10 protein-coding genes are annotated in these 12,486 nt (G+C 71.4%); 3 read left to right on the top strand and 7 right to left on the bottom strand.

From position 1 onward, the window contains the following. Positions 1-67: 67 nt before the first annotated feature. From ACWED2_RS37045 to ACWED2_RS37020, 6 genes are all read right to left on the bottom strand, one after another. A complete protein-coding gene (locus ACWED2_RS37045) occupies positions 68-2,437 on the bottom strand; it encodes a polysaccharide lyase 8 family protein (RefSeq protein ID WP_449695176.1) in 2,370 nt (789 codons plus the stop codon). 143 nt (positions 2,438-2,580) lie between these two features. Continuing rightward, the gene (locus tag ACWED2_RS37040; RefSeq protein ID WP_449695175.1) at positions 2,581-4,035 is read right to left on the bottom strand and encodes an aldehyde dehydrogenase (NADP(+)); all 1,455 of its coding nucleotides are present in this window, start codon (positions 4,033-4,035) and stop codon (positions 2,581-2,583) included. Between the two features lie 15 nt (positions 4,036-4,050). Beyond that, positions 4,051-5,178 (bottom strand): hypothetical protein, encoded by a 1,128-nt coding sequence (locus tag ACWED2_RS37035; protein WP_449695174.1) that lies wholly within the window; start codon positions 5,176-5,178, stop codon positions 4,051-4,053. Between the two features lie 4 nt (positions 5,179-5,182). After that, on the bottom strand, positions 5,183-6,439 hold the full coding sequence (locus ACWED2_RS37030) for a glucarate dehydratase family protein (RefSeq protein ID WP_449695173.1): 1,257 nt from the start codon (positions 6,437-6,439) through the stop codon (positions 5,183-5,185). Continuing rightward, positions 6,439-7,374: a 5-dehydro-4-deoxyglucarate dehydratase gene (locus ACWED2_RS37025; protein WP_449695172.1), complete on the bottom strand. Its 936-nt coding sequence runs from the start codon at positions 7,372-7,374 to the stop codon at positions 6,439-6,441. The genes ACWED2_RS37030 and ACWED2_RS37025 overlap by 1 nt, the downstream gene beginning before the upstream one ends. A gap of 51 nt (positions 7,375-7,425) precedes the next feature. Then, positions 7,426-8,934, bottom strand: a complete 1,509-nt coding sequence (locus ACWED2_RS37020) for a sodium:solute symporter family protein (RefSeq protein WP_449695171.1) — start codon at positions 8,932-8,934, stop codon at positions 7,426-7,428. 153 nt (positions 8,935-9,087) lie between these two features. Here ACWED2_RS37020 and ACWED2_RS37015 point away from each other — a divergent pair, with 153 nt between their 5' ends. The 3 genes from ACWED2_RS37015 (at position 9,088) to ACWED2_RS37005 (ending at position 11,548) form a co-directional block, all read left to right on the top strand. Beyond that, positions 9,088-9,891, top strand: coding sequence for an IclR family transcriptional regulator (locus ACWED2_RS37015; RefSeq protein ID WP_449695170.1), 804 nt, complete (start codon positions 9,088-9,090; stop codon positions 9,889-9,891). Positions 9,892-9,934: 43 nt separating this feature from the next. Next, positions 9,935-10,741, top strand: coding sequence for an NAD-dependent epimerase/dehydratase family protein (locus ACWED2_RS37010; protein ID WP_449695169.1), 807 nt, complete (start codon positions 9,935-9,937; stop codon positions 10,739-10,741). A 75-nt stretch (positions 10,742-10,816) separates the two neighbouring features. Continuing rightward, positions 10,817-11,548: a polysaccharide deacetylase family protein gene (locus ACWED2_RS37005; protein ID WP_449695168.1), complete on the top strand. Its 732-nt coding sequence runs from the start codon at positions 10,817-10,819 to the stop codon at positions 11,546-11,548. Here the strand turns inward: ACWED2_RS37005 and ACWED2_RS37000 are convergent. Further along, on the bottom strand, positions 11,490-12,479 hold the full coding sequence (locus ACWED2_RS37000) for a histidine kinase (RefSeq protein WP_449695167.1): 990 nt from the start codon (positions 12,477-12,479) through the stop codon (positions 11,490-11,492). The two genes, ACWED2_RS37005 and ACWED2_RS37000, sit on opposite strands and share 59 nt — an antisense overlap. Between the last annotated feature and the right edge of the window lie 7 nt (positions 12,480-12,486).

Genomic DNA, 12,486 nt, shown 5'->3' with positions numbered 1-12,486 from the left:
CCCGGCAGCCTAACCGAGGTGGGGACCCCGCCGGACCGGGTCGGGTCACCGGCCCGGCGGGGAGCTCTCACACCAGGACCACCTTCGTCGCGCCGAACGTGCCCTTCAGCGGCACCACCACGGACCGGCCGCGCACCGTCACCGTGACGCTGTCCTGCAGCTGCGTCGGGTCCGACACCGCGACCTGGGTCCGGCCCCCGCACCGCCCGATCGCCACCGACGCCGGCCCCGACACGCCGACGTCACCGACTGAGCCCGCCGCGAAGAAGTTCGCCAGCACCGTGCCACCGGCCACCCGGATCGCCTGCACCACCGGGGTGTTCGCCAGCACGCGCCACGCCCAGGACGCCGCCAGCGTGTCGATCACCGAAGCGCCCGGCAGCACCGCGTACGCGTACTTCGCGTCCGTCGGCTTGACGCCGTGTTCCAGGACCAGCTTCTGGTACCGACGCGTGTTCGGCGTCGTGGTGCCCTTGGTGTTGGCGCCCGTGTCGATGTCGCGCCACGCGCCCGTCCGGTCTTCGCGCAGCGCCGTCACCGAGGCGTCGTCGAGGAGCACGTACCCGCCGACGTTCTCCAGGTGCACCCAGCGCGGCCGCCGCAGCGCGGAAGCCTTCCCGAGGTCGGTGGCCACGCGACGGCCGTCGGCCAGCAGTGTCCCGCGGCCGCCCTCGCCGAGGTTGCGGTTCTCGATCGTCGTGCGCACGGCGTAGGACGACGTGCCGGTGATCCCGGCGCCGAGGCAGACGACCCCGTCCGGCGTGAAGAACCACGACTTCTTCGCGACCAGCGACCCGTCCCAGTTCTTGAAGTCGAACGCGCTCGCGCCGTGGCGCGCGTCCCAGCGGACGCCGCCGGTGTGCGGGTTCGGGCCGGTCGGCACCCCGCCGAACTTGGGGTCGGCCGGGCCGTCGTGCTCGGTCGTGCCCGGCAGCAGCAGCGGGTCGACCGTCGGCCAGTAGGCGTCGGTGTAGTGGCCCTTGGCGTTCGGCAGGAACGTGTACAGCACGCCGTCGCCGACGTGGTAGCCCTTGAGGTTCTGGCCGTTGATGGCTTCGTAGCGGGAAATCCGCGTCGAGCTGACGCCCAGCGAAGCCGACCAGCCGTCGGTGACGTGGACCAGCCTGTCCTGCTGGCCGAAGACGCGGTGCGTCGCCTCGACCCGCGCCGGGCGCGCCCCCGCGGCCAGCATGTCCTGCGCGAATTCGATGCCCGGCGTCGCCACCAGGTCCGGGCCGGGCGCGAACCGCTCCGGGTCCGGGATCTTCAGGAACGGCGCGTACTCGCCTTCCTTGATCCACTTCGCGGCCAGCGCGTTGAGGTCGGTCTTCGTCTTGCCGGTGGCCGTCCGCGCCAGCACCAGCGTCGCGACGGTGAGCTGGTGGCCGATGTCGTGGCCCGTCTCGCCCTGCCGCGACAGCATCCGCCCGCGCACCGGCTCCATCAGCGCGCCCGCGTAGACGAACGGCGCGAAGCTGTCCGCCACGAGCGCGTAGATCTTGTCCTTCAACGGCTGCGGGAGCGCGTACTCGGTGCCCTGCGTGACGTGGATGGCACCGGCGAGCGCGGACAGCAGCACGATGCCGTAGTGGCCGGGGTACGGGATGGTGTCGTGCTGGATGAACGAGCCGTCGACGTGGAAGCCGTCGCCCGCCGCACGATCCAGTTTCCCGACCACGCTCGCCGCGCCTCCGCCCGCCACGTCGGTGAGCGCGTCGATACCGGTCCTGATCCACGCGGTGTCGCCGAGCATGGCGCCCGAGACGATCGAAATGAGGGCCTTGTCCGCGCGGTTGGCGCCGGTTTCGACCACCGACGCGTTGTTCGCGCGCAGGTTCGGGTTGCCGACGAACCGCTTGACCGGCCTGAGGTAGCGGGCCAGCTGCTCGGCGGTGAGCTGGTCGGCGACCACCGACAGCGTGTGCAGCAGGTAGTACGGGATGCCGATTTCGTAGGTGTACCAGTTGCCGATTTCCCCGACGTTTTCGTTGTACTGGCTGGCGTAGATCAGTTCCAGCGCGGTCTTGACGCGGTCGAGCACCACCGGGTCGCCGGACAGGGAACCGCCCGGCGTGCCCCAGTCGACGGCGATCGCGCGCAGCCGCGCGTACATCGACGTCGTGTAGTCGCTGCCCGGGCCGAGCGGCAGGTCGGTCCACAGTGGAGCACCGCCGCCGGCCACGGACAGGCTCGCGTTGTAGGCTTTGGCGACCCGGCCGAGGTTGGCCAGCGCCGCGGAACGTTCGGGCGACGGCCGGTTGATGCCGGTCTGCAGCTGCCGGTACGCGGCGACGATCGGCGCGGTCGCGGCGGGCACGGGGCCGGCTGTTCGTACGGGGTTCGCCGACGGCGCGGCGAAGGCCGGACGGGTCAGGAGCACGGTGGAAGCGGCCGCCAGGGCACCGCCGCGCAGGGCATTTCTCCGGTTCACGGGCATGGCAATGCCTCCCAGGAAGACATCCTCGGCTTACGGGGGAAGGAATTCAGTTGTGCGGCGGCGGATGGGTCCCGGCCCGGCGCCTTGCGGGAAAGGCACCGGGCCGGGCCGGCACTTCCCCGGGGAAGCGCCGATTCAGCGGGTCAGCGGGAGCCGTCGGTGCGGCGGGGTACCTGCCAGGGGTTCGCCTCCTGCAGGGGTTCGGGCAGCAGGGCGTCCGGGAAGCCCTGCCAGGCGATCGGCCGCAGGAAGCGCTCGATCGCCGCGGTGCCGACCGAGGTCGTCGTCGGGGCCGTTGTGGCCGGGTACGGGCCGCCGTGTTGCTGGGCCCAGGTCACCGTCACCCCGGTGGGCCAGTCGTTCCACAGCAGCCGGCCGGCGATGCGGGCCAGCGACGGCAGCAGCGGCCGGACCCAGTCCACATCGGACTCCTCGCCGTGGATCGTGGCGGTGAGCCCCGGTTCGATCACCTCCAGCAGGCGCAGCAGCTCGGCCTGGTCGGCGTAGTTGACGATCAGCGACGCCGGCCCGAAGCACTCCTCGTGCACCGTGGCGCCGCCCTCGAGGAACTGCTTGCCGGTGGTGGCCAGCAGCGTCGGGGTGAACGACGGCGACGTGGAAGCCGACGAAGACACCACCTCGACGCCCGGTACCTCACGCAACTTCGAAAGCTGAGCGGAAAAGCCCGCAGCGATCCGGTCGTTCAGCATCGGCTGGGCGGCCGCGCCGTCCAGAGCCGCCCGCAATGCGTCGGTCAAACCGTGGTCCGATGGCAGGAACAGCAGGCCCGGCTTGGTGCAGAACTGGCCGGCGCCGAGGGTGAACGACCCGGCGTACCCCTTGGCCACGGCTTCCCCGCGGGCGGCGATCGCGGCCTCGGTGACCACCACCGGGTTGACGCTGCCGAGCTCGCCGTAGAACGGGATCGGCCGCGGCCGCCCGTTCGCGATGTCGAACAGCGCCCGCCCGCCCGGGATCGAGCCGGTGAACGACCCGGCCGCGATCCGCGGGTCCTTGAGCGCGGTGACGCCCTGGTCCTGCCCGAAGATGACGTTGAACAGGGCGGCCGGGGCGCCCGCCTTGATCAGCGCCTCCCGCACGACCGAGCCGGTCTCCGCGGACAGCTCGGGGTGCCCGGAATGCGCCTTCACGATCACCGGGCAGCCCGCGGCGAGCGCCGAAGCGGTGTCTCCGCCCGCGACGCTGAACGCGAACGGGAAGTTGCTGGCCGCGAACACCAGCACCGGCCCGATCGCGGTCTTGACGCGGCGGATGTCCGGACGCGGGCCCATCGGCCACTCCGGGTCGGCGTGGTCGACGGTGGCGCCGAGGTACTCGCCGTCGGTGAGGACCTCGGCGAACAGGCGCAGCTGGAACGTCGTGCGCTTCAGCTCGCCGGCCAGCCGCGGCGTCTCGGGCAGGTGCGTCTCGGCGTGGGCCAGCGGGACCAGCCGGCCCGCGGCGGCGTCGAGGGCGTCGGCGACCGCGGTCAGCCAGCCGGCGCGTTCGGCCGGGGTCGCCTCGGCGGCGGGGCGGGCCGCGTCGGCGGCTCCCGCCAGGATCTTCTCGAGCGTGGCGGCGTCAGTGGCCTGGCTCATTCGGGGTACAGCTCCTCAGTGTTCGTGGGCGGCGGCGGTGGCCGTTTCCAGGTCGGGCCAGCGACCCGGACCGGCCAGGCCGAGGTGGTACAGGTGCAGCTCGGCGGCGCCCGCCTTGGCCAGCTCGCCGACGTAGCCGGCGATGTCCGGCACCGGCGCGGCGGCCACCGCCGTGATGTAGCTCCCGATCGCCACGCGTTCGGGCAGGGCCTCCCGGGCCGCCGCGACGGCTTCGGCACCCGTGGCGGGGGCCCACCCGAACAACACGACCGCGTCGACGTCGTCGGGCGCCGACGGCGTCAGCCCGGGCAGCGCGCCGGTGACCCAGGGGTCGAGCGCGCCGTGCAGCACGATCCGGGTGCCCGGCGGCAGCGTGGCCAAAACCGTGGCCCGCAGCGCGTCGGTGGCCCGCTGCCGGCCTCGCAGCAGCAGCTGCGTCAACGACGGCGGCAGCCGGTCGCCGGTGATCCCCAGATCACCGGTGGCCAGCAGCCGCCGGACCTCTTCGACGAGCTGCGCCCGGACGGTGTCCGCGTCGACGTCCCACGCCGCGGCGCAGGCGTCGCAGCAGCAGATCGACAGCAGCCGGGCCACCGCGGGCGCCCACACGCCGTCGGTCTTCTCGTGCTGGTGCTGGTGGATCGCCCCGAGCGGCCCGCAGGCCTCGAGGATCACCGACGACAGCTCCAGCCCCGCGACAGCCTCGGCGGTCACCTTGGCCGCGTACTCGCGCACAGCGGGCTGCGACGGGCACAGCGCCCACGGGTAGGCCTCGCCGAAGCAGTTGCGCACCACGACGTCCGGGTGCTCGCAGCCGAGCTGCGAGCTGTGGGTCAGCACGATCCAGGCGGCGGTCGGGATCCCCGCCTCGTTCAGCAGCCGGACGGCGTCACCCCCGGAATCCTCCGGAGCGACCCAGTCCGGAGTGGACGGACGCAGGGTGCCCCACTCCCCGGACACCGGGCGGTAGAACGCCGCGTGCCGCGCCACGACCGCCGTCCGGGACGGCGACCACGGCGTCGCCGCGCGAGCGCTGTGGTACGACAGCGCCACGGCCACCTCGTCGACACCGAGCGCCCGAACCCGCGAAACGAACCCGGATTCCAGGACGTCCCAGGGATAGGCGTATCCCGTCACCTTCACCGGCTCACCACCTCGCCGTGTTCGCTTCGAACCCGGGCACGTACTTCCGCATGTAGGTCCCGTCGTCCCGCTTGGTCAGTCCACATCGGACGTAATTCTCGTGCAGGCGGGCCAGCGCGTCCTCGTCGAGCGTGATCCCGAGGCCCGGGGTGGTGGGCACCGCGACGGCGCCGTCGGTGAACTCCAGCACGCCCGGCTCGATGACGTCCTCGACCTTCCACGGCCAGTGCGTGTCGCAGGCGTAGGTCAGGTGCGGCGTGGCCGCGGCGACCTGCACCATCGCGGCCAGGCTGATCCCGAGGTGGCTGTTGGAGTGCATCGACAGCCCGACGCCGAAGCTCTCGCACGTCACCGACAACGACTGCGTGGCCCGCAGCCCGCCCCAGAAGTGGTGGTCGGACAACAGGACGCCGATCGCCCGCGCCCGGAAGCCCGGCTCGACGTCGCCGAAGTTGACCACGCACATGTTGGTCGCCAGCGGCATGGACGCCTCGGCGGCCACCTGGGCCATGCCGTCGATGCCCGGTGTCGGGTCTTCGAGGTACTCCAGGACGCCGTCGAGCTCACGCGCGACCCGGATGCCCGTTTCGACCGTCCAGGCGCCGTTCGGGTCGATCCGCAGCGGGCTTCCGGGGAACGCCTCGGCCAGCGCGCGGATGCCGTCGACCTCCTGCGCGGGCTCGTAGACCCCGCCCTTGAGCTTGATCGAGCGGAAGCCGTATTCGTCGAACATCCGCTTCGCCGACCCGACCAACGCCTCGGGCGTGGTGATCTCGCCCCAGGAGTCTTCGCGGCCGTCGATGTGCTTGCCGTACTTGTAGAACAGGTAGGCGGAGAACTCCACGGCGTCGCGCGCCTTGCCGCCGAGCAGGTCGGTCACCGGACGGCCGAGGAAGTGGCCCTGCGCGTCCAGGCAGGCGACCTCGAACAGCGAGTACACGCTCGCGATGGTCTTGCGGATGGAGAAGCCGCCGATCAGGCCGTGCGCGTCGGTCAGCACGGTGTCCGACAGCGCCTCCGCGACCAGCCGCTGCAGGCCGGGCAGGTCGAAGACGTCGTGGCCGCGCAGCCGCGGCAGCACCTTGCGCACCTCGCCGAGGAAGGCGTCGTCGCCGTAGGACTCGCCGAGCCCGACGATCCCGTCCTCGCACTGGACCTGCACGACGCTGCGCAGCGCGAACGGCTCGTGCACGCCCATGACGTTGAGCAGCGGCGGGTCCGCGAACGCGACCGGGGTGAGCACCACGTCGAGGATCTGCATCAGCCGAGCCCCTTCAGCGTCACGAAGCCGTCCTCCACGACCTTCTCCAGCCGGCGGATCTGCTCCGGCGTCGGCTCGACCAGCGGCGGCCGGACCGGGCCGACCTTGTCGCCGCGCAGCCGGGCGGCCGCCTTCACCAGCGAGACGGCGAAGCCCGGCGTCTCGTCCCGCAACGCCACCAGCGGCAGGTAGAACCCGGTCAGCAGGGCGTCCATCACGCGGGTGTCGCCTTCGCCGAGGGCGCGGTGGAAGCGGTGCGCGATCTCCGGCGCGAAGCAGTGCACCGCCGAGGAGTACCGGGCGACACCGATCGCCGCGTACGCCTTGGCCGAAACCTCCGCGGTCGGCAACCCGTTGAAGAACAGGAAGTTCCGCGCCCGCTCGGTGTCCAGCGCCCGGATCGTGGTGACGATCCGGGTCATGCACTCGACGTCGCCGTAGCCGTCCTTCAAGCCCACGACCGACGGGATGTCGAGCAGCGCAGCCGCGGCCGGCGCGGTGAACACGCCGGTGCCGCGGTGGTAGACGATGACCGGCACGGAGGAGTCCCCGACGGCGTACCGCACGAAGTCGACCAGCCCCGACGAGGGTCCGGTGACCAGGTACGGCGGCAGCAGCAGGACGCCGTCCGCGCCGGCCGCCTGTGCCGCCGCGACGCCGGCCCGAGCCGACGCCGCGCCACCCCCGGCGCCCACCCAGACCGGGACGCGGCCGTCGGCCACCTCCCGGGCCCGGGTGAGCACCGAGGTGACCTCGGCGGGCGAGAGCGAGCTGAACTCGCCGGTGCCGCACGCGACGAACAGCGCACCGGCGCCCGCCGCGATGTGGCTCTCCACGTTCTCCGCGAGCGCGTCGAGGTTGACCTCGAGGTCCTCGGTGAACGGGGTGAGGGGGAACGCCAGCAGGCCGTCCAGCTCGATCTCGTTCTGTGCCATCAGTTTCCGCTCTCTCGTCCTTAACTCGGTTTGGCCGGGTGAGGCCTCTCGTCAGGCGGGCACGGTCGTGCCTTCCTGCTTCCGGTCGACTTCGTCGTCGGCGGTGTTCACGGTGTCGACGATCTCATCGGCGGCCGCACTGCGCTCGGGCGCGAGCAGGCCGAGGCCGACGTAGAGCGCGAGGGAAACCAGGATCGGTGTCGCGACGAGCACGGTCTGGTTCGCCTTGAAGACGTAGTAGACCAGCGCGTAGTCGATCAGGCCGCCCGCCCAGGAGATCAGCGCGGCACGCGGGCCGCACTTGCGGAACCACGGCAGCATGCCCAGCAGCAGCGGGATCGAGATCGGGCCCATCAGCGCGGCGACCCAGTTGACGACGATCTGCAGCACACCGCCGAGGTTCTGCGCCTGGGTGGCCACGAGCATGGTCAGCGCGACGAACACGACCGTGGTGATCCGGGCCGCCTTGAGGCCCTGGACGTCGGTCCACTGCCGGGTGCGGCGGAACATCGCCGGGATCATGTCGCGGGTGATCACCGCGGAGATCGCGTTGGCGTCGGAGGAAACCATCGCCATGGTGTGCGAGAAGATGCCGGCCAGCACCAGGCCGATCAGGCCCGGCGGCAGGAACGTCGTGGTCATGATCGCGTACGACTGCGTCGGGTCCTTGACGCCGGGGATCAGCAGCGGCGCCGCGAACATCGGGAACATCAGCACCAGGGGCCACAACAGGTACAGCGCCGAGGAAAGCCGCGCACCCCGCTTGGCCTCGTGGGTGTTCGGCGCGGCCATGTACCGCTGCGCCAGGTTCCACATGCCTCCGTTGTACTCCAGCGTCTTCACCAGCACGTAGACCAGCAGGAAGATGGTGGTGTACTTGGACGTCACCGGGTTGACGTGGCCCTCGGGCAGTTTGTCCCACATCGTCCAGAGCGCGGAGATCCCGCCCAGCTTGCCCAGCACCACGACGATCATCACGATCGCGGCGATCGCCTGGATGACGAACTGGCCGAAGTCGGTGAGCGCGTCGGCCCACAGGCCGCCGATGGTGCAGTAGACCAGAGTGACCGCGCCGGTGATGAGGATGCCGAGGTTGTAGTCCAGGCCGGCGAAGACGTGCAGCAGCGTCGCGACGGCGAACCACTTGGCCGCGATGTCGAAGATCTTCAGCAGGCTGCCGCTCCAGGCGAGCGCCTGCTGCGTCGGCACGTTGTAGCGCTTGGCCAGGTACTCCAGCGGCGAGGCGACGCCGAGCTTCGAGCGCAACCGGTTCCAGCGGGCGGCGAACAGCCAGCTGCCGATGCCCACGCCGATGCCGATGCTGGCGAAGCCCCAGAAGTACACGGTGACGCCGGAGGTGTAGGCCACGCCCGCGTACGCGACGAAGAGCACGGCGCTGTAGCCGGACATGTGGTGCGAGATGCCGGCCAGCCACCACGGCATCCGCCCGCCGGCGGTGAAGAAGTCCTTCACGTCGCTGATTCTCTTGTGCGACCACCAGCCGATCACGATCATCAGCGCGAAGTACGCGCAGATCATCGTCCAGTCGAGTGCGTGCACCGCAGGCTCCCTTCCGCGTCCACTTCGATGTGGTCGTGCTGTTCACATCTATGAACGGAGTCTGTTATAGTGATTATGTTCATCCATAAGAACGTTGTTCGGGACGCTAATATGGCCGGGGTCACAAGTCAACGGCCGGACGGAGGAGCACAAATGCCGCAGAAGGTGGACAACCCGGCGGAGAGCGCCCCGGCCGAGTCGTCGGGTGTGAAGTCCGCGCGCCGGGCCGTCGACCTCATCGAGACGTTCGCGGCGAACGACGTCTGGCTGTCCCTGTCGGACCTGCACGCGCGCACCGGCTTCCCGCGCTCGTCGCTGCACGGCCTGCTCCGGACCCTGCTGGAGGCCGGCTGGCTGGAGGCCGACGCGAACACCGCCCGCTACCGCCTCGGCGTCCGCGCGCTGATCTGCGGCACGGCGTACCTGGACCGTGACGCGGTGGTCCCGTTCGCCACCGAAGCCCTGGAGCGCATCCGGGAGAAGACCGGCTTCACCGCGCACTTCGCGCGCCGCAACGGCACCGAGGTCGTCTACCTGGAGACCCGGGAGTCGCAGCGCTCGACGCACCTCGTCTCCCGCGTCGGGCGCACGCTGCCCGCGCACGCGACGGCGCTGGGCAAGGCCTTGCTGGCCGAGCTGACGCACGACGAGATCGAGGCGCTGATGCCGGCCACGCTCACCGCGCTCACCCCGAACACCATCACCACCCTCGAAGGCCTGCACGCCGAGTGCGCCGCGACGCGCGAGCGCGGGTACGCCGCGGAAATCGAGGAAGGCACGCTCGGCGTCCGGTGCGTCGCCGCGGTGATCCCGTACCGCATCCCGGGCACCGACGCGATCAGCTGCTCGATGCCCATCGCCCAGGTGACCGACGACGACGCCCGCCGCGTCGGCGAGCTGCTCGCCGAGACCACCGCCGAGCTCGGGCAGCAGCTGCGCCGGGCCGGCATCCGTTGAACCACCACAGTCCGCCGCCATTTCTGGTTAGGAGAAGAATTCCATGACGGACCAGCGCGTGCTCATCACCGGGTCGGCGGGAGTCGTCGGCACCCTGATGCGCCCCCGCCTGCGGCGCGACGGCCGGGTGCTGCGCCTGCTCGACGTGGCCCCGCAGACGGCGTCCGACGCCTCCGAAGAGATCGTGACGGCCTCGGTGACCGACGCGGCGGCGATGGCGCAAGCGTGCGAAGGCGTCGACGCGCTGATCCACCTGGGCGGGCACAGCCGCGAGAACACGTGGGAAGCGACCCTCGACGTCAACATCAACGGAACGCAGACGGTCCTGGAGGCGGCGCGCGCCGCGGGGATCCGGCGGGTGATCCTGGCGTCGAGCAACCACGCGGTGGGCTTCCGCCGGACCGACTCCGACCTCCCCGCCGACTCCTCGCCGAGGCCGGACACGTACTACGGCGTCTCGAAGGCGGCGATCGAGGCACTGGGGAGCCTGTACCACTCCCGCTTCGGCATGGACGTGATCGTGATCCGCATCGGCTCCTGCTTCGAGACACCGCTGCCGCTGGGCCCGCGCGGCCTGACGACCTGGCTCTCCCCCGACGACGCCGCACGGCTGTTCGAGGCGTGCCTTTCGGCGCCCTCGCCGGGCTATCGGCTGATCTGGGGCGTCTCGGACAACACGCGCCGGATCTACTCGCTGGAGGAGGCGGAGGCGCTGGGCTACAAGTCGCTGGACGACGCTGAGGTGTACGCGGACCAGCTGGCTTCGAAGCCCGCTCCGACGGGCGCGGCGGCCGAGTACGTCGGCGGCCCGTTCTGCACCGCACCGCTGGGTGTGTTCAACCCGCTCTGACGGTTCCGGGAAGCCGCGAAGGTACTAGTACCTTCGCGGCTTCCCCGGGGGGACCGCGCTCGCCAAGGTGGCGCCATGATCTTGAAATCCCGCCGCGCCCGGAGGTGGACGATCGCCGTGGCGAGCGCGCTGGTCATCGCCCTCGGCGCCGCCATCGCGCTGTTCGAGGTGTCGAAGTCGCGTACCTTCCAGTTCTTCGGCACCCTGGTGAACCGCGTCGAGACCTCCGAAAAGCTGGTCGCCCTCACCTTCGACGACGGCCCCGACCCCGCCGGGGCGACAACGGTCCTCGACACCCTGAAGACCCACCAGGTGCCGGCGACTTTCTTCCTCATCGGCCGGGACATCGCCGCGCATCCCGACCTGGCGAAGGACATCGCCGCCGCCGGCCACGAGATCGGCAACCACAGCTTCAGCCACGAACGCATGATCGGCGTGACGCCGTCCTGGGTGGCCGACGAGGTCGAAGCCACCGACGCCCTCATCCGCACGACCGGCTACACCGGCGAAATCCTCTTCCGGCCGCCGAACGGCAAGAAGCTCTTCGCCCTCCCGCACTACCTGGCCGAACACGACCGCACGACGATCACCTGGGACGTCGAACCGGATTCGGCCGGCACGCCCGATGCCGCCACCATCGAAAAGACGACCGTCGACCAGGTGCGGCCCGGCTCGATCGTCCTGCTGCACCCGATGTACCCGACGCGCGAGCAGACCCGCCGGGCGATCGGGCCGATCGTCGACCGGCTCAAGCAGCGCGGCTTCCGGTTCGTGACCGTGTCGCAGCTGCTGGCAGCTCGACGCTGACCACCCACTCGCCGACGCGCGGCCCGAACGACACCGCTCCCCCGGCGGCCGCGGCCTGCTCCGCGAGCCCGGCCAGCCCGTAGCCGTCGCCTCCGGGTGACGTCCCGGTGAGCGTGTTCCGCGCGGTGATCGTCACCCGCTCACCGGCTTGGACGTCCAGCCGCAGCCGGACACCGGGGCCGTTGTGGCGCAAGGCGTTCACCGCCGTCTCGGCGACGAACCGCTCGGCCAGCTCCCGGACCGGGCGCGGCAGCTCGGGCAGCACCGGGTCGCGGTCGAGGACCAGGCCGGCGGTCCGGAGCCGGGCCAGCACCTCGGCCAGGTCCGGGGCGCGTTCGGCGTCGGCGCGCAGGTCGTCCAGCGTGCGCCGGACGAGCGTGAGCGCGCCCCGGCCGGCCGCCAGGAGCGTGTCGAGGCGTTCGCGGTCGGCGTCGGTCAGGTCGCCGACCGCGCGCAGCGTCTCGGCCTGCACGAGCATGACGGCTGTGGTCTGGGCGAGCGTGTCGTGCAGCCGCCGGGCCGCGCGTTCGGCCCGGTCGGCGAGCGCCCGACGGCGTTCGGCGCCCAGCAGCCAGGCCACCGCGGCGATCGTCACCGCCAGGACCGTGCCGTCGAGCAGGCCCTTCGCCGGGAACACGGCGGCGCCGACGACCAGCGCCGCCGACCCCGCCAGCCAGCGCTGCGGCGTGCTGTAGAGGGCGAGGAGCACCGGCACGTACATCGTGTTGCGCGGCTGGTCGAGCAGCAGGTGCCCGGCCGTCGCCAGGGTCACCACCACGAGCACGAGCGCCGGGGCCCGGCGGGACCACAGCAGCGGGACGAGCTGGGCGGCGCTGAGCCCGGCGGCGACCCATCCTTGCTGTGGCGTCCACGCCCCGCTGGCGAAGAACACCGCGGCGACGGCTGCCGTCGTGAGGAAAGACTGGCGCATGGGCCGA

The organism is Amycolatopsis sp. NPDC005003, from assembly GCF_053600695.1.
This window is presented reverse-complemented; position numbering and strand designations above follow the sequence as displayed.

What these genes read in the sequence shown, in the direction of transcription:
- ACWED2_RS37045 (WP_449695176.1), bottom strand. Translation starts at nt 2,437, where the DNA reads ATGCCCGTGAACCGGAGAAATGCCCTGCGCGGCGGTGCCCTGGCGGCC.
- ACWED2_RS37040 (WP_449695175.1), bottom strand. Translation starts at nt 4,035, where the DNA reads ATGAGCCAGGCCACTGACGCCGCCACGCTCGAGAAGATCCTGGCGGGA.
- ACWED2_RS37030 (WP_449695173.1), bottom strand. Translation starts at nt 6,439, where the DNA reads ATGCAGATCCTCGACGTGGTGCTCACCCCGGTCGCGTTCGCGGACCCG.
- ACWED2_RS37025 (WP_449695172.1), bottom strand. Translation starts at nt 7,374, where the DNA reads ATGGCACAGAACGAGATCGAGCTGGACGGCCTGCTGGCGTTCCCCCTC.
- ACWED2_RS37015 (WP_449695170.1), top strand. Translation starts at nt 9,088, where the DNA reads ATGCCGCAGAAGGTGGACAACCCGGCGGAGAGCGCCCCGGCCGAGTCG.
- ACWED2_RS37010 (WP_449695169.1), top strand. Translation starts at nt 9,935, where the DNA reads ATGACGGACCAGCGCGTGCTCATCACCGGGTCGGCGGGAGTCGTCGGC.
- ACWED2_RS37005 (WP_449695168.1), top strand. Translation starts at nt 10,817, where the DNA reads ATGATCTTGAAATCCCGCCGCGCCCGGAGGTGGACGATCGCCGTGGCG.
- ACWED2_RS37000 (WP_449695167.1), bottom strand. Translation starts at nt 12,479, where the DNA reads ATGCGCCAGTCTTTCCTCACGACGGCAGCCGTCGCCGCGGTGTTCTTC.